At 74.1% G+C, this 16467-nt stretch carries 15 protein-coding genes; 9 read left to right on the top strand and 6 right to left on the bottom strand.

Annotated features, from left to right (window positions below; genetic code table 11):
* The first annotated feature begins 1 nt into the window (after window position 1).
* On the top strand, window positions 2-694 hold the full coding sequence (gene hemQ, locus ACA361_RS11145) for a hydrogen peroxide-dependent heme synthase (protein WP_375011772.1): 693 nt from the start codon (window positions 2-4) through the stop codon (window positions 692-694).
* A gap of 77 nt (window positions 695-771) precedes the next feature.
* Window positions 772-1356: a hypothetical protein gene (locus ACA361_RS11140; protein ID WP_375011771.1), complete on the top strand. Its 585-nt coding sequence runs from the start codon at window positions 772-774 to the stop codon at window positions 1354-1356.
* Between the two features lie 61 nt (window positions 1357-1417).
* On the opposite strand, the gene msrB is transcribed toward ACA361_RS11140, so the two are convergent.
* Window positions 1418-1822 carry a peptide-methionine (R)-S-oxide reductase MsrB gene (msrB, locus tag ACA361_RS11135; protein WP_375012008.1) on the bottom strand — a complete coding sequence of 135 codons (405 nt, stop codon included), beginning with the start codon at window positions 1820-1822 and terminating at the stop codon, window positions 1418-1420.
* 65 nt (window positions 1823-1887) lie between these two features.
* Between msrB and ACA361_RS11130 the strand changes: the two genes are divergently transcribed.
* Window positions 1888-2943 carry a DNA polymerase domain-containing protein gene (locus ACA361_RS11130; RefSeq protein WP_375011770.1) on the top strand — a complete coding sequence of 352 codons (1056 nt, stop codon included), beginning with the start codon at window positions 1888-1890 and terminating at the stop codon, window positions 2941-2943.
* A 79-nt stretch (window positions 2944-3022) separates the two neighbouring features.
* Here ACA361_RS11130 and ACA361_RS11125 read toward each other — a convergent pair whose 3' ends face one another.
* Window positions 3023-4978 carry a Xaa-Pro dipeptidyl-peptidase gene (locus ACA361_RS11125; protein ID WP_375011769.1) on the bottom strand — a complete coding sequence of 652 codons (1956 nt, stop codon included), beginning with the start codon at window positions 4976-4978 and terminating at the stop codon, window positions 3023-3025.
* Window positions 4979-5131: 153 nt separating this feature from the next.
* Between ACA361_RS11125 and ACA361_RS11120 the strand changes: the two genes are divergently transcribed.
* Window positions 5132-5386, top strand: a complete 255-nt coding sequence (locus ACA361_RS11120) for a DUF4236 domain-containing protein (protein WP_375011768.1) — start codon at window positions 5132-5134, stop codon at window positions 5384-5386.
* Window positions 5387-5542: 156 nt separating this feature from the next.
* Here the strand turns inward: ACA361_RS11120 and ACA361_RS11115 are convergent, their stop codons facing one another.
* Window positions 5543-7246, bottom strand: a complete 1704-nt coding sequence (locus ACA361_RS11115; RefSeq protein ID WP_375011767.1) for a 2-isopropylmalate synthase — start codon at window positions 7244-7246, stop codon at window positions 5543-5545.
* Between the two features lie 177 nt (window positions 7247-7423).
* Here ACA361_RS11115 and ACA361_RS11110 point away from each other — a divergent pair, with 177 nt between their 5' ends.
* Genes ACA361_RS11110 through ACA361_RS11100 form a run of 3 tightly spaced genes read left to right on the top strand, consistent with a single transcriptional unit; the run spans window position 7424 to window position 9260 of the window.
* A complete protein-coding gene (locus ACA361_RS11110) occupies window positions 7424-8101 on the top strand; it encodes a FadR/GntR family transcriptional regulator (RefSeq protein ID WP_375011766.1) in 678 nt (225 codons plus the stop codon).
* A gap of 20 nt (window positions 8102-8121) precedes the next feature.
* Window positions 8122-8619 carry a GNAT family N-acetyltransferase gene (locus ACA361_RS11105; RefSeq protein WP_375011765.1) on the top strand — a complete coding sequence of 166 codons (498 nt, stop codon included), beginning with the start codon at window positions 8122-8124 and terminating at the stop codon, window positions 8617-8619.
* A 17-nt stretch (window positions 8620-8636) separates the two neighbouring features.
* Window positions 8637-9260 carry a maleylpyruvate isomerase N-terminal domain-containing protein gene (locus ACA361_RS11100; RefSeq protein ID WP_375011764.1) on the top strand — a complete coding sequence of 208 codons (624 nt, stop codon included), beginning with the start codon at window positions 8637-8639 and terminating at the stop codon, window positions 9258-9260.
* A gap of 63 nt (window positions 9261-9323) precedes the next feature.
* Here the strand turns inward: ACA361_RS11100 and ACA361_RS11095 are convergent, their stop codons facing one another.
* A complete protein-coding gene (locus tag ACA361_RS11095; protein WP_375011763.1) occupies window positions 9324-11744 on the bottom strand; it encodes a HelD family protein in 2421 nt (806 codons plus the stop codon).
* A gap of 266 nt (window positions 11745-12010) precedes the next feature.
* On the opposite strand from ACA361_RS11095, the gene ACA361_RS11090 reads away from it, so the two are divergent.
* Window positions 12011-13714 (top strand): alkaline phosphatase D family protein, encoded by a 1704-nt coding sequence (locus ACA361_RS11090; protein WP_375011762.1) that lies wholly within the window; start codon window positions 12011-12013, stop codon window positions 13712-13714.
* A gap of 57 nt (window positions 13715-13771) precedes the next feature.
* Here the strand turns inward: ACA361_RS11090 and ACA361_RS11085 are convergent, their stop codons facing one another.
* Window positions 13772-14845 (bottom strand): ATP-dependent DNA ligase, encoded by a 1074-nt coding sequence (locus tag ACA361_RS11085; protein ID WP_375011760.1) that lies wholly within the window; start codon window positions 14843-14845, stop codon window positions 13772-13774.
* An 88-nt stretch (window positions 14846-14933) separates the two neighbouring features.
* Between ACA361_RS11085 and ACA361_RS11080 the strand changes: the two genes are divergently transcribed.
* Window positions 14934-15629 carry a dihydrofolate reductase family protein gene (locus tag ACA361_RS11080; protein WP_375011759.1) on the top strand — a complete coding sequence of 232 codons (696 nt, stop codon included), beginning with the start codon at window positions 14934-14936 and terminating at the stop codon, window positions 15627-15629.
* Here ACA361_RS11080 and ACA361_RS11075 read toward each other — a convergent pair.
* Window positions 15611-16357 (bottom strand): pyrimidine reductase family protein, encoded by a 747-nt coding sequence (locus tag ACA361_RS11075; protein ID WP_375011758.1) that lies wholly within the window; start codon window positions 16355-16357, stop codon window positions 15611-15613. The two genes, ACA361_RS11080 and ACA361_RS11075, sit on opposite strands and share 19 nt — an antisense overlap.
* Between the last annotated feature and the right edge of the window lie 110 nt (window positions 16358-16467).

Genomic DNA, 16467 nt, shown 5'->3' with positions numbered 1-16467 from the left:
CATGGCAGAGGGCAAGCCCAAGGCGCGCGACCTGAACCAGGTCATCCGCTACACGATGTGGTCGGTGTTCCGCGTCAAGGACACCGGCGTCGTGGGGGAGAAGGACGCGGGCGAGGTGCAGGACCTGCTCGACCAGGCCGCGCAGAAGGACGTGACGACGCGCGGCCTGTACGACGTAGCGGGCCTGCGCGCGGACGCCGACTACATGTTCTGGTGGCACGCGCCGACGTCGGAGGACCTTCAGGAGGTGTACTCCCGCTTCCGCCGCACGGCGCTGGGGCGGGCGAGCGAGCCGGTGTGGTCGCAGATGGCGCTGCACCGCCCCGCCGAGTTCAACAAGGGGCACATCCCGGCGTTCCTGGCCGACGAGGAGCCCCGCGCGCACGTGTGCGTGTACCCGTTCGTGCGCTCGTACGAGTGGTACCTGCTGCCCGACGACGAGCGCCGCGCGCTGCTCGCCGAGCACGGCATGATGGCGCGGGACTACCCCGACGTGCGGGCCAACACGGTGCCGTCGTTCGCGCTGGGCGACTACGAGTGGATCCTGGCGTTCGAGGCGGACGAGCTGTACCGGATCCTGGACCTGATGCGGCACCTGCGCGGCTCGGAGACGCGCCGGCACGTCCGGCTGGAGATCCCCTTCTACACCGGCCGCCGCAAGCCGGTCGCGGAGCTGGTGGCGGGCCTTCCCTAGCGGCCGCGGCCCCGGCCCGCGCGGCGGATCGCGCGATGCGGGCCGGGTCCGGCCGAAAGGCCAGTAAAGTGCTGGCCGTGACCAAAGCTCCTCCCAGGCACGGCCGCGGCCGGCACGCCAAACCGCCGTCCCAGATCAGCGTCCGGTGGAACCGGCTGGCCGGGGCGGCGCGGGGGAGACGCGGGCTGGTGGCGGCGGGCACGGGCACCGCCACGGTCGCGCTCGCCGCGGTGGTCGCCGGGGTCGCGTTCGCGGCGGCCGACGGCGGCGGCGGGCACGACGCCGCGGCGGCCGCGCAGAAGAAGCGCCCCTCCGCCTCCGCCACCCCGGCCGCGAGCGATCCGGCGGCGCCGCCCGGGGACGACACGGCCGACGTCCTCCCCTACATCCAGACCAAGGACCCGGACAGGAAGGTCGCCAAGTACGTCAAGGACGTGCAGCGCACCGGCGACTTCCTGCGGGTCTACACCGATCTGGAGGAGGGCGACGAGAACTCGAAGCCGGCCGTCTCCCTCTGCGAGTGGACCCTCGAGTTCCTGAAGAACGGCGGGGACACCGAGCCCCGCGTCTTCGTGCACGGCAAGAGCTCCGGGAACGGCAGCGTCGTCCTCGCCAACAAGCAGAGCGACAAGGACGACTGCGAGGTCGGCGAGACCCGCTGAGCCCTTTCCCCGGATTCCCCCCGGATTCCCCGGAGCGGCCCCCGGGACCGGCGCCGGCTGGTCAGCCGGCGGCCGGTTCGAGGGCCAGCGACACCGAGTTGATGCAGAACCGCTTGTCGGTCGGGGTGTCGTACCCCTCGCCCTCGAAGACGTGGCCCAGGTGCGAGTCGCAGTTCGCGCACCGCACCTCGGTCCGGACCATGCCCAGCGACCGGTCCTCGATCAGCACGACCGCGTCGGACTCCGACGGCTGGTAGAACGACGGCCAGCCGCAGTGCGAGTCGAACTTCGTCTCGGAGCGGAACAGCTCGGCCCCGCAGGCCCGGCACCGGTAGACGCCCACCGTCTTGGTGTCGGTGTACTCCCCCGTGAACGGCCGCTCGGTGCCCGCCTCGCGGAGCACGTGGTACTCCTCGGGGCTGAGCTGCGCCCGCCACTCTTCCTCGGTCTTGTGGATCTTCCCCATGCTCATGACGTTACCTCGTGCCGGGCTTTCCCGACTCTGTCCGACGCGTGGGTTAACGTGCCAGCATGGCCTCGCCGTTCATCGAGATCCCGGTAGGGGATCGGCTCGTCAAGGTGACCAATCCCGACAAGGTGTACTTCCCCGAGCACGGCTACACCAAGCGGCAGCTCGTGGAGTACTACCTGGCCGTGGGGGAGGGGATCCTGCGCGCCACCCGCGACCGCCCCACCACGCTCGAACGGTGGCCGTCCGGGGTCTTCGAGGGCGCCCGCCTCGCCACCCGCGACAACCCGCACGGCGCCGACGCGTTCTACCAGAAGCGCATCCCGAAGAACGCGCCCGACTGGGTCAAGTCCGCCCGGATCGACTTCCCGAGCGGCCGGTCCGCCGACGAGGTCTGCCCCACCGAGGTCGCCGCCGTCGCCTGGGCCGCCAACCTCGGCACGCTCACGTTCCATCCCTGGCCCGTCCGCGCCGGTGACGTCGACCATCCCGACGAGCTGCGCATCGACCTCGACCCGCAGCCCGGCACCGGCTTCGAGGACGCCGTCCGGGTCGCCCTCGGCCCCGCCCGCGACCTGCTGGACGAGCTGGGCTACACCGGCTTCGTCAAGACCTCCGGCAAGGGCGGCGTCCACATCTACGTGCGGATCGAGCCGCGCTGGACCTTCACCGAGGTCCGCCGGTCCGCCCTCGCGTTCGGCCGGGAGATCGAGCGCCGCGTCCCCGAGCAGGTGACGACGAAGTGGTGGAAGGAGGAGCGCGGCGAGCAGATCTTCGTGGACTTCAACCAGAACGCCCGCGACCGGACGATCGCCTCCGCCTACAGCGTCCGCCCGGCCCCGCACGCGCCCGTCTCCGCGCCGGTGACCTGGGACGAGCTGGGCGACGTCCGGCCCGAGGACTTCACCATCGTGACGATGCCCGAGCGCTTCGCCAAGGTCGGCGACCTGCACGCGGCCATCGACGACCGGGCGTTCTCGCTGGAGCCGCTCCTGGAGATGGCCGACCGGGACGAGAGCGACCACGGGCTCGGCGACATGCCGTACCCGCCGAACTACCCGAAGATGCCCGGTGAGCCCAAGCGCGTCCAGCCCAGCAAGGACCGAGACGGCCACTGACGAGCGCTGACGGGCACGGCCGTGCGGAAAGCGGCGAGCCGCCGGCCCGGGCGGACCGGCGGCTCGCGGGATCAGGCCGTCAGCGGAACTCGCGCGGCTGGACGGGGAGGACGACGTCCGCCGGGCCCCGCCAGGTGTCGCGGGCCTCGGGCGCGGCGAACGCGGAGGCGTCCGCGGAGTCGAGCACGACCGGAACGCGGACGGAGCTGCCCGCCAGGTCCACGGTCACCTGGGCGCCGGTGGGCGTCTCGGTGGTGTAGTCGGCGTCGGTGCCCGCGATGATCAGCGCGAGCCGGTGGCCCTTCTTGACGACGTACTCCTGGCTGAGGGTCTCCCAGCGCACGCCGTAGTACTCGCCGGGCCTCAGGGGGCGCGGGTCGCTGAGCGAGGCGTGGTTCTGGGCGTCGAGCCAGCCCCGTCCGACGACGTTCACCGGCGCGGTGACCGTCTTCGTGCGGGTCTGCCGGTAGCAGGCGTCGTCGGTCGCGGTGCTCTCGCCGTGGCAGCTCTCGGTGGCCAGGGTCTCGATGCCCTCGCCGCGGCCGAGGTAGTCGATCCGGGTGTCCTCGCCGTAGTCGACCAGGAGGGCGGTGAGGTTGGCGGTCGGCCGGTCGAGCCTGACCCTGAGGCTCGCGGACGGGGTGCCCGAGATGCGCGCCGTCCGGGGCACCGGGCCCGAGACGTACGCCAGCCGGTAGGGCTTGGCCGCCGTCGGGTCGCTGACCAGGTCGCCCTCGCTGTAGCCCGTGCCCTCAGGGCCGGGCGCGTCGGTGAACGTGCCGGTGCCGCGGCCGCGGTCGCCGCCGAGCGAGCCGTCCTCGCCGGGGCGCAGGGTCAGCGCGCGGGCGCCGGGGGAGGGCCAGTCGCGCTGGGTGATCCACTGGTCGGGGCCCACCTCGATGTCGGCGCGCGGCTCCCGCAGCGCGCCGTTCCTGATCTTGTGCAGCTCGTGGTCGAACCACTGGTGCAGCGTCGCGATCCACTTCTCCCGGCGGGTGTCGAACGGGTCGACGTGCCCGCGCTGCGACAGCCACACCTTGCGGGTGACGCCGCGCTTCGCGAGCCCCTCCCACCAGAGCGAGAAGTGGTTGGTCTTGACGTTCAGGTCGTTGACGCCGTGGAAGGCGAAGACGCTGGCCCGGACGTTCCCGACGTTCCCGACCGTGCCGTGCCGGTAGTTCGACTCCGCCCAGTAGGCGTTGTAGTTCCCGGTCGCGTCGTCCTCGCCCCGGTCCAGCTCGGCGCGCACGGCGGCGCACTTGGCGGGCGGGTCGGTGTCGACGTAGTCGGCGAGCCAGGGCTGCTCGTCGTTCCAGTACTTCACGCCGTTCATGCGGCTGTAGTCGTACCAGCCGCTGATCGCCGAGATCGGGACGATGGTCTCCAGCCCGCGGACCCCGGTCGCGGCCACGCCGTTGGCGAGCGTGCCGTCGTACGACTTGCCGATCATGCCGGTGCGGCCGGTGCTCCAGCCGGCCCGCACCTGGGAGCCGTCCGCGCGGTACGCCTTGGCGCGGCCGTTCAGCCAGTCCACCACGGCCTTGGCGCCGAGGACGTCCGGCGCCCCGCCGGAGGTCGGGCAGCCGTCCGACCGCGTCGTCCCGATCATGTCGACGGCGAGGAACGCGTAGCCGCGCGGGACGAAGTAGTTGTCGTAGAAGAGCGGGAACTTCACCGGGTTCCCGTTCGCGTCGTAGGTCTTGCGCTCGGCCTCGTTGCCGCGCCCGGAGTTGTCGTAGTACGGGCTGGCGTCCATGATGACCGGCACCTTCAGGCCCCGGTCGGACTCCTTCGGCCGCACGATGTCGGCGCGCACCCGGTCGCGCCTGCCGTCCCGGTCGCTGTCGACGGGCGACTCGACGTAGACGTGCTCGCGGATGGCGTCCTTGTAGGAGAAGGCGGGCTGGGTGAGCCCGTCCTTCACCACGATCCTCGGCACGGCGGCACGCGCCTCCGCGGCCCCGCCCGCCCCGATCAGGGCGGCGGCGGCCAGCGTGGCGATCGTGGCGCTGCGTCGCAGGGGTCTCCTGGTCAACCCGCACCTCCGGTGTAGTTGATCACTGTCAGAGGCACAGGCTCCTCGCCCGGACGGGGCGGGTAAAGGTCGCCGCCTTGGGGAAAACCGGCCGCTTTTGGTCGGAAGATGCCCGTAACGCGGTTTCCGGTCGGACCCTGAGGAGGACGGGGAATGGACGGCCGCCGCGCGGGCACGGTCGCGGCGAACCGTCTGGAGGAGACGATGGGCTGGAGCTACCGGAAATCGATCAAGATGGGGCCGTTCCGCCTCAACCTGTCGAGGTCGGGTGTCGGCCACAGCGTCGGCGGCCGCGGCGCCCGCTACACCCGCACCGCCGACGGCCGCAAGGAGATGACGTTCCGCATCCCCGGCACCGGCCTCTCCTGGCGCCGTCCCATGGGCCCCCGGCGCCGCCGGCGCCGGTGACCGGCGGCGGGCCGCCGGCCGACCGGGGCTGCGGCACCGGCGGCCCGCCGCTGTCTTACCGCATCGCAGGCCCGCTGCGCTCGCCTGGCGGCTCGCTACGTGACCGTGAACGGGCGAGCGCGCCCGCGCGGTGGCTGAGGTCCGCGCGGGGCGGCTCTACCAGCGCGCGGCCTGGTTGGCGGCCGACAGTACGGCCCGTACCGGGTCGTCGCCCGCGCCCCACCGCGTGACGCCGTCCACGCGACACCGGACGTACGCGGTGCCGGCGCGTTCTTCCAGGTCCAGGACTTCTACCTTCACGCCCGCCGCGTCCAGGGCATCGGCGACGGCCGAAACGTCGTTCTCGCCGGTGCCCCTGTACGTGCGGCCCGCGATGGCGATGTCGGTCGTGAAGTCCTCTCGGGCGGGGCCGGTGTGCGCCGTGCGCCGGGCCTCCAGGACGATCGGGCCGCCGTCGAGGTACGTCGCCCGGAACAGCTCGTGCAGCTGTTCGGCGGTCATCTCCTCGCCGCTGCCGTCGGTCGCCTCCTGGACGATCCGGGAGAACTCGACGCGCAGCCCGCGCGGCAGGTCCAGGCCGTACGCGGTCTCCAGCAGGTAGGCGATGCCGCCCTTGCCGGACTGGCTGTTGACGCGGATGACCGCCTCGTAGTCGCGGCCCACGTCGGCCGGGTCGATCGGCAGGTACGGGACCTCCCACGGGGCCTGGTCCGCCGGGACGCCCAGCTCGGCGGCCCGCCGGGCGTGGTGCGCCATGCCCTTGCCGATCGCGTCCTGGTGCGTGCCGGAGAAGGCGGTGTAGACCAGGTCGCCGCCGTACGGGTGCCGGACGTGGACGGGGATCCGGTTGCAGTGCTCGACGGTGCGGCGGATCTCGTCGATGTCGGAGAAGTCGATCATCGGGTCGACGCCCTGCGCGTGCAGGTTGAGGGCCAGCGTGACCAGGTCCACGTTGCCGGTGCGCTCGCCGTTGCCGAACAGGCAGCCCTCCACCCGCTGCGCCCCGGCCAGCATCGCCAGCTCCGCGCAGGCCACGCCGGTGCCGCGGTCGTTGTGCGGGTGCACCGACAGGATCACCGAGTCGCGGCGGTCCAGGTGGCGGTGCATGTACTCGATCTGGTCGGCGTACACGTTCGGGGTGGCGATCTCGACGGTGGCGGGCAGGTTGTGGATCACCGGCCGGTCGGGCGAGGCGTCCCACAGTTCCGTCAGCCCGTTGCAGACGCGCAGGACGAAGTCGGGCTCGGTGAGATTGAAGACCTCGGGGGAGAACTCGAAGCGCCACCCGGGGCGGTCGCCGGCCAGCCGCGCGACGTGCCCGGCCGCGTCCCGGATCAGCTCGTACAGCGCGTCGCGGTCGTGGCCCAGGACGATGTCGCGCCAGGTCGGGGCGGTCGCCGTGTACAGGTGGACGACCGCGCGCGGGATGCCCTCGATCGCGGCGAAGGTCCGGTCGATCAGCTCCCGGCGGGCCGGGGTGAACACCACGACCGTCACGTCGTCCGGCAGCCCGGGCGACCCGGCCAGCTCGCGGACGAAGTCGAAGTCGGTCCGGCTGGCCGACGGGTAGCCGACTTCGATCTCCTTGAAGCCCATCGCCACCAGGAGGTCGAACATGCGGCGCTTGCGGGCCGGGTCCATCGGCTCGGCCAGCGCCTGGTTGCCGTCGCGCAGGTCGACGGGCACCCACAGCGGCGCCCGCTCGATGCGGCGGGCGGGCCAGGTGCGGTCGATCCCGGGGATCGTGACCCGCTCGTGGGCGGGCTTGTAGCGGTGGGACGGCATCGAGCCGGCGCGCTGCGGGTTCCACGCGTCGGGGCCCGCCGGGCCGGCCGGGGTGTTCAGGGTCGGGAAGTTCATGCTGGCTGTTCCTCGCCGTCGTCGGACGACCGGCAGCACCGGACCCCGCGGCGGGGTGCCGGTCGGAATCAGGCCCCGCCGCGGCGGCCGAGAAGCAGGCTGCGCGACAGCATGGTCACGTAGGCTAGGGCTTGTCAGCTTCTCAGACAAGTTGGTGCCCGGTGTGAAGGACTCCGCATGCTCACCCCCAGCCCCCTCGCCGAGCAGGCCGCCCGCAACCTCCGCGACCGGATCGCGGCGGGGGAGTGGCCGGTCGGGAGCCGCCTGCCGGGCGAGACGACCCTGGCCGCCGAGCTGGGCGTGGGGCGCTCGACCGTGCGGGAGGCGATCCGCGCGCTGGCCGGCGCGGGCCTGCTGCGGACCCGGCAGGGCGCCGGCGTCTTCGTCGTCGCCACCGAGCCCGCCGGGGAATGGGCAGCCCGGCTGCGCCGCGCCTCGGTCGCCGACGTGTACGAGATCCGGATGATGATCGAGGTCAGGGCCGCCGAGCTGGCCGCCGCCCGCCGCACCGACGCCGACCTGGCCGCCCTCGACGTGGCGCTGGCGGCCCGGGACGCGGCCATCGGCGGGCCGGTCGAGCCGTTCGTGGACGCCGACATCGCCGTGCACCGGGCCGTCGTCGCGGCGGCCCGGAACCCGCTGCTGACCGACCTGTTCGCCGAGTTCCTCCCGGTCCTGCGGGAGGGCCTGCTCGACCTGGTGCGGATCATCGACGTGCACGAGCACGAGGAGGAGGCGGGCACCGACGCGCACGCCGCGCTCGTCGAGGCGGTCCGCGACCGCGACCCGGCCGCCGCCGGCCGGGCCATCGGCGCCGAGCTGGCCCGGACCCTGGCGCATCTCCAGCACTCCTGACCACTCCTTAGAGTGGTGGGGTGGAGATCCTTCCGATGCTGCCCGAGCACGCCGGCGAGGTGCTGGCCATCTTCCAGAGCGGGATCGACGGCGGCAACGCGACGTTCGAGACGGCCGCCCCGAGCTGGGACAGATTCGACGCCGGCAAGCTCGCCGCGCACCGCTTCGTGGCCCGCGACGCCGACCGCGTGCTGGGCTGGGCGGCGCTGTCCCCGATCTCCGAGCGCGCCTGCTTCGCCGGCGTCGCCGAGGTCTCGATCTACATCGACCCCGCGGCGCAGGGGCGCGGCGTGGGCCGGGCCCTGCTCGGCGCCGTGATCGACTCCAGCGAGCGCGGCGGCCTCTGGACGCTCCAAGCCGGGATCTTCCCCGAGAACGTCGCCAGCATCCGCCTGCACGAGGCCCTCGGCTTCCGCACGATCGGCGTCCGCGAGCGCATGGCGCGGCACGAGTTCGGCGGCACGAGCCGCTGGCGCGACGTGGCGTTCCTCGAACGCCGCAGCCCCGTGATCGACTGACCGACCGACAGGACCGCATGCCCCTCGCCGACGATCTCGACCGGGCCGTCCGGCTCGCGCTCGACACCCTCCGCCCCGCCGCCCCGGACGCCTGGGACCGCAAGGCCGGCTCCCTCGACTGGACCTGCTGGGAGACCGCCGAGCACCTGGCCGACGACCTCTTCTCGTACGCCGCGCAGCTCGGCCCCGCCGCGCCCGCCGTGGACGGCCCGGTGCCGTTCGGCTGGGAGAGCCGCCGGCCCGGCGGCCCCCGGAACGCGATCCACGCCGACCGCGCGGCCGGCCCGGCCGGCCTCCTCCAGGTGCTGGAGGCGAGCGGCGCGATGCTGAGCGCCCTGGTCCGCGCGGCGCCGCCGGAGCTGCGCTCGTACCACAGCTTCGGTGTCGCGGACCCGCCCGGCTTCGCGGCGATGGGCGTCGTGGAGACGCTGGTCCACACCCACGACATGGCCGCCGGCCTCAGTCTCGGCTGGACGCCGCCCGCCGGCCTGTGCGCCCCGTCCCTCGCCCGCCTCTTCCCGGACGTGCCCCAGGACGGCGATCCCTGGACGGCCCTGCTGTGGGCGACCGGCCGCGCCGAACTGCCGGGCCGCCCGCGCCGCACGCGCTGGCGCTGGCACTCCGCTCCCCTGAAGGGCTAGGCCGCGCGGGCCCCGCCGGCGCCCTCCCCCGGCGGCCGGGGGAGGACGCCGCGCCGCGGCGGGTCAGTCCGCCGGGGTGAGGGCGGCGAGGACCGGGGGCAGGTCGCCGTCGTGGACGACCGTGAGGCGGCGGGTGGCGCGGGTGATCGCGACGTACAGGTCCTGGCCGCCGCGCGGCGACTCGGACATGATCCCGGCCGGATCGACGACGATCACCGAGTCGAACTCCAGGCCCTTGGCCTCGTCGGTGGTGAGCACCACCACGGGGGAGTCGAGCGCCTCCGGGGTCGCGCCGTACTCGGCGTCCGGCAGGGCCGCGCGGACCCCCGGGTAGCGCCGGCCGGACGAGATCACCGCCAGCCGGCCCGCGTCGCGCTCGCCGGTGTCGATCTCGGCCAGCTCCGCGCCGACGAGGCCCGGCAGGTCCGCGGGACGGAGCCGCAGCGCGCGCGGCGGCGGGCCGTCGTCGCGGACCGGCTCCGGCGGCACCTGGTCGGGCGCGACCGCGGCCAGCACGTCCGCGGCCACCCGCATGATCGCCGCCGGGGTGCGGTAGTTGACCATCAGCCGCTGCTCGCGCCACCGGCCCGGGACGTACCGGTCGAGCATCTGGCCCCACGACCGCGCCCCGGCCGGGCTGCCGGTCTGCGCGATGTCGCCGACCACCGTCAGGGAACGCGTTGGGACGCGGCGCATCACCGTCCGCCACGCCATCTCCGACAGCTCCTGGGCCTCGTCCACGATCACGTGCCCGTACGCCCACTGCCGGTCGGCGGCGGCGCGCTCGGCCGTGGTCAGCGGCGGGCCGTCGTCGTGGTGGCGCCCGGCGAGGGTGGCCGCGTCGACCCAGTCCGCCGCGTTCATCCAGTCCACCCCGGTCTGCCCGGTGGACTCGATCGCCTCGCGGGCGTAGCGCTCCTCCTCGGCCTGCTCGGCCGCGGCGGCGCGGGCCCGGATCCGGTCGGCGGTGTCGTCCTGGCCCAGCCACTCGGCCGCCTCGTCCAGCAGCGGCACGTCCGACACCGTCCAGTCCGCGCCGGCGGGGCGGTGCAGCAGCCGCCGCTCGGTCGCGGACAGATGGCCGCCGGCCCGGTCGAGCGCGGCGGGGTCGGCGTACAGGTCCGCGAGCAGGCGCTGCGGGGTGAGCTCCGGCCAGAGCGCGTCGATCGCCGCCCGGACGGACGGGGTCTGCCAGAGCGCCTCCTTGGAGAGCTTCAGATCGGCCTCGTCCAGCAGCGGCTCGTCCTCGGCCTCGTCGATCAGCTCCTGGAGCCAGTCGGGCACGCCGCCCTCGGCGATCATCTGCTCGAGCGGCTCGTCGGCCAGCCGGTCGTACTGCTCGGCGCGGTTCAGCGCGAGCGCCTCCAGCAGGTCGTGCACGTAGAGCCGGCGCTGGATGTTGTGCGGCGCGCGCAGTGCCCGGGCGCGGTCGCGGGCGCGGACGCAGTCCTCGTGGGAGACCCGCAGCACCATGTCGTCGGCGGCCACCTCCAGGTCGCCCTCGGGGACCGCCTGCCGGTCCCGGACGGCGGCCTCCACCAGCTTCGCCATCCGGATGTCGCCCTTCAGCACGGCCGCCGCGGGCGTCTCGTACTCGGTGGCGCGCACGCCCGGGTAGAGCGTGCCGACGGTCGCCAGCGCGACGTCGGTCTCGCCGAGCCCGGGGAGCACCTGCTCGATGTAGCGCAGGAACGTCGCGTTCGGCCCCACGACCAGGACGCCGCGGCGTTCGAGCACGCCGCGGTGGGTGTAGAGGAGGTACGCGGCGCGGTGCAGCGCCGCGACGGTCTTGCCGGTGCCCGGGCCGCCCTGCACGACCAGGACGCCGTGCAGCCCGGACCGGATGACCTGGTCCTGCTCCTCCTGGATGGTGGCGACCACGTCGGTCATCCGGCCGGTGCGGCCGCGGCGCAGCGTCGCCAGCAGCGCCGCCTCGCCGACGATCGTCGTGCGGTCGTCCTCGGCCAGGCCCTCCAGGTCGAACACCTCGTCGTCGAGCCGGACCACCGAGCGCCCGCGCAGGTGGAGGTGGCGGCGGCGGGCCAGCGTCCCCGGCGAGCCGGGCGTGGCGGTGTAGAACGGGCGGGCCGCCGCGGCCCGCCAGTCGATCAGCAGCGGCTCGCGGTCCTCGTCGCGCAGCCCGATGCGCCCGATGTAGAAGGTGTCGCCGGGCTCGCCGCCCTCGGCGCGGTGGTCGATGCGGCCGAAGCACAGGGCGCGCTCGACGGCCGACAGCCGGGCCAGCCGGCGCGCCGCCGCCTCGGCGGCCGCCTGCCGCTCGACCCTGGCCTGGAACGCGCTGCCGCCGCCGGTGCGGGCCGGCCCCGACCGCATCTCGGCCTCGGCCCGCTCGCGCTCGGCGTCGAGCCGGTCGTACACACGCGTGACGTACTCCTGTTCGGTGCGCGTCGCGGCCTCCCGCGCGCCGTCGGCGTCCGGCTGGGAAATCGGTTCCGGTACGGACTTGACTTGACGGGCTCGCATGCGTCCGGTAGTCTCCTGTTCGTAAGGTGGAGGTGTTGTACGCCTGTTTGCAGGCGGAAGCCTACCATCCTTCGTGCCGCCCCGGTGCCCGCCGCCCGGGGTTTTCTTCTTTTACCGGCCCTTCGCGCGTCCCCCGCCCGCCCGCCCGCGCCGGGCGGAAAAGATCGGGTTCTGTTGGAACGCGTGTCATCTGCGCGGAACGCCGCGGTCACCGGCCTCCGTGAGGCTTTCCGGCGATCATCACCGACCGTTCGAAGGGTCACGCCATGGCCGACGCTCCCCAGCCGCTCGCCCGGAGATCGTTCCTCGTCACCACCGGTCTCGCCACCACGGGCCTCGCCACCACGGGCGTCGCCGCCGGCCTGGCGGCCGCGCCCGCGCACGCCGCGGCCCGCCGCGCCCCCGGCGGCCTCGCCGGCGACCCGTTCACGCTCGGCGTCGCCGCCGGCGACCCCGACCACGAGGGCTTCGTCCTGTGGACCCGGCTCGCGCCGCGGCCGCTCGCCGAGGACGGCCTCGGCGGCATGCCGGACGCCACCTTCCCGGTGCGGTGGGAGGTCGCCGCCGACGAGCGCTTCCGCCGGATCGAGCGGCGCGGCACCGCCGCCGCCCGGCCCTCCTCGGCCCACAGCGTGCACGTCGAGCTCAGGGGCCTGCGCCCCGGCCGCGAGTACTGGTACCGCTTCCGCGTCGCGAACTTCGTCTCGCCCGTCGGCCGCGCCCTCACCGCGCCCCGGCCGTCGTCCTTCGGGCCCGCGCTGTCCATGGCGTTCGTGTCCTGCTCGCAGTACGAGCACGGCCTGTTCACCGCGTACCGCCGGCTGGCCGAGGAGCACCCCGACCTGGTCCTGCACCTGGGCGACTACCAGTACGAGTACCGGAAGGGCGTCTACACCATTCCGGGCGGCAACGTCCGCGACCACGAGGGCCCCGAGACCGTCACGCTCGCCGGCTACCGCCAGCGGCACGCCCAGTACAAGTCCGACCCCGACCTCCAGGCCGCCCACCACGCCGCGCCCTGGCTGGTCGTCTGGGACGACCACGAGACCGAGAACAACTGGGCCGGCGCGGTGCCCGAGGCCGGCTCCGACACGCCCGACCCGGCGGACTTCCGCGCCCGCCGCGCCGCCGCGTTCCAGGCGTACTACGAGAACATGCCGCTGCGCCGCAGCTCGGTCCCGCGCGGACCGCAGATGCAGCTCTACCGCCGCGTCCGCTGGGGCCGGCTGGCGAACTTCCACATGCTCGACACCCGCCAGTACCGCGACGACCAGGCGTGCGGCGACGGCTACAAGGACTGCGCCGCCGCGGGCGACCCGAAGCGCTCCATCACCGGCGACGCCCAGGAGAAGTGGCTGCTGGACGGCTTCCGCCGCTCGGCGGCGCGCTGGGACGTCCTCGGCCAGCAGGTCTTCTTCGCCCAGCGCGACAACGACTCCGGCCCCGCCAAGGTCACCAGCATGGACGGCTGGGACGGCTACGTCGCCTCCCGCGACCGCATCACCAAGGGGTGGCTGGCCGCGAAGGTCCGCAACCCGGTCGTCCTCACCGGCGACGTCCACGCCCACTGGGCCAGCGACCTGAAGGCGGACTTCGACGACCCGGACTCGAAGACGATCGGCGCCGAGCTCGTCTGCACGTCGATCACCAGCGGCGGCGACGGCGCCGACTCCGACCCGGCGAGCCACCCGTTCCTGAAGATCAACCCGCATCTGCGCTTCTACAACAACCAGCGCGGCTACGTGATCAGCCGGCTGGACCGGGACGAGATGCGCTCGGACTTCAAGACGCTTCCCACCGTCCGCACCGCCGGCGCCGAGGCGTCCACCAAGGCCACGTTCGTCGTCGAGGACCGCGTCCCGGGCGTGCAGCAGACCTACCTGCGCCCGTACGTCGGCATCAAGTCCGACACCCGAGCCGACCGCGACCGGATCCGCGAAACGATCGAGAACGAGACGCGCCGCCCCTAGCGGCCGCTCCCGCCCGCCCCGCGTCCCGGTGCCGTCCGGGACGCGGGGTGCCGCGGCTCAGGCGCCGGGGCCCGCGAAGATGTTGTCCAGGTCGTACGCCACCGGCACCTCGAGCTGCTCGTAATCGCAGGACTCGGGCGTGCGGTCGGGCCGCCAGCGGCGGAAGCGCGCCGTGTGGCGGATGCGGGTGCCCTCCATGCCCTCGTAGGCGACCTCGGCGACCAGCTCCGGCCGCAGCGCGACCCAGGTCAGGTCCTTCTTGCCGCTCCAGCGGGACACCGCGCCCGGCATCCGGTCGGCGGTGGCCTCGGTCTGGCGGGCCCAGCCCTCCCACGGATGGCCGGTGTAGTCCTCCATCCGGTACGGCCGCAGCTCCTCGACCAGCTCGGCGCGGCGCTTCATGGTGAACGAGGCCGCGACGCCCACGTGCTGCAGGGCGCCCTCGGCGTTGTAGAGGCCGAGGAGCAGCGAGCCCACGACCGGGCCGGACTTGTGCCAGCGGAAGCCCGCGACGACGCAGTCGGCGGTGCGCTCGTGCTTGACCTTGAACAGCACCCGCTTGTCGGGCTCGTACGGGAGGTCCAGCGGCTTGGCGATGACGCCGTCCAGGCCGGCGCCCTCGAACTCCTCGAACCAGCGCAGGGCCGTGTCGTAGGAGTCGGACGCCGGGGTGACGTGGATCGGCGCGCCCACCTTGCCGAGGGTGTCGACCAGGCGCCGGCGGCGCTCGCCCAGCGGCACCTCCATCAGCGACTCGTCGCCCAGCGCGAGCAGGTCGAAGGCGATGAACGACGCCGGCGTCCGCTCCGCCAGCAGGTTGATCCGGGACGCGGCGGGATGGATCCGCTGCTGGAGGCGGTCGAAGTCGAGCCGCGAGCCGCTGCGCAGGACGATCTCGCCGTCCACCACGCAGCGCTCGGGCAGCTCGCGCTTCACCGCCTCGACCAGCTCGGGGAAGTAGCGTGTCAGCGGCCGCTCGCCGCGGCTGGACAGCTCCACCTCGTCGCCGTCGCGGAAGACGATGCACCGGAAGCCGTCCCACTTCGGCTCGTACAGCACCTCGCCCTTGGGCATGGTCTTGACCGCTTTGGCCAGCATCGGCGACAGCGGCAGGCTGATCGGCAGGTCCATCCCCCCATCCTGGCCCCCGCCACCGACATCGCGGGAGACCGGCCCCCGCCCTCGGCCCGTGCCGGGGGCGCCGCGCTAACCTGCGGGGATGCGCCGACTGCTGCCCGAACCCGCCGCCGACGCCGATCCTTACGAGGCGTACGGCGACGCGCCCGCCCTGCGGATCGGCATGGTGATGAGCGCCGACGGGTCGGTCACCGACGACGAGGGCTGGACCGACCGGCTGGGCGGCGAGGCCGACTTCCGGGTCTTCCGCACGCTGCGGGCGCTGGCGGACGCGATCCTGGTGGGGGCGGGCACGGTCCGCACCGGGCGGCTGGGGCCGGCCCGGCTGCGCGCCGACCTGCGCGAGCGGCGCGGCGGCCCGCCCGCGCCGATCGTGGTCGTGAGCCGCACGCTCGACCTGGACTGGTCGCTGCCGCTGTTCACCGCGGCCGAGACGCCCACGATCGTGGTCACCTCGCGGGCCGCGCTGGCCCGGCACGCCCCGCCGGTACGGGCCGTCGCGGCGGGCGAGGAGGAGATCGACCTCCCGGCCGCGGTGCGGCTCCTCCGGGAGGAGTTCCCGCGGCTGCTGTGCGAGGGCGGGCCCGCGCTGACGACCTCGCTGATCCGGGAGGGCCTCGCCGACGAGCTGTGCCTGAACGTGGCGCCGACGCTGTACGGGGGAGGCCCCCGGCACACGCGGCTGCTCGGGGAGCTGCCCGCGGAGGTGCGGCTGCGGCCGGCGGCCGTGTACGAGGACGAGGGCGTGCTGTTCCTGCGCTACCGGCTGCGCACGTAGCGCAGGAACAGGAAGCCCTCGTCGTCGGAGTCCTCGATCACGTGGGCGAGCCGCAGCCGGCCCGCCGGGGGCAGCGCCGTCCCATTGAGGACGCGGGGCGCGTCCCCGGAGGCGAGCACGGGGCTGACGGTCAGGCACAGCTCGTCCAGCGCGCCCGCGGCGGCCACCTGGGCGAGCAGGTGCGGGCCGCCCTCGCAGAGCACCCGCCGGTGGCCCATCTCCGCGAGCCGCGCGAAGGCCGGGGCGAAGTCGCAGCCCGCCCGGCCCACCGTGATCACCTCGGCGTGCTCGCGGGCGGCGCGGAGCCGGTCCGGGTCGGCGTCCCGGACGGTCAGCACGATCGTCCGCGCGTCCGGAGCCGCCGCCGTGAAGATCGGCGCGGTGAAGTCCAGGTCCAGGGAGCGGGACACGATCGCGATCGCGGGCGTCCCGGGGCGGCCGACCCGGAGCCCCTCCCAGGACGCGTCGGGCCGCGCGGGCCCGTACCCCTCGGCGCGGACCGTTCCGGCGCCCACCACGATCACGTCGGCGAGGCCGCGCAGGAACTGGAACAGGTGGCGGTCGGCCTCCCCGCCCAGCCCGCCGCTGCGGCCCTCCCAGGTCGCGGCCCCGTCCGCGCTGGCCACCATGTTCGCCCGCACCCAGGGGCCGTCGAGGTCGGGCGGGTAGGCGTACGCCTCCGCCAGGTCGGCCTTGCCGTTCTCGGGGGTGAGTCGCCGCATGAGCATGCCGCCAAGCTACTGCACCCGGCCGGGGGACCCGATAACGGGCGGTACGCGATTCGGCCGTTTCCGTCACGCCCGGCGGCCGCGCGGGGGACACTACGCCCGGGAGGGAA

This window comes from Actinomadura sp. 21ATH (assembly GCF_041951345.1).
Taxonomy (GTDB): domain Bacteria; phylum Actinomycetota; class Actinomycetes; order Streptosporangiales; family Streptosporangiaceae; genus Spirillospora.
The sequence above is the reverse complement of the archived record's forward strand: the minus strand, read 5'-3'. Positions and strand labels throughout refer to the sequence as shown.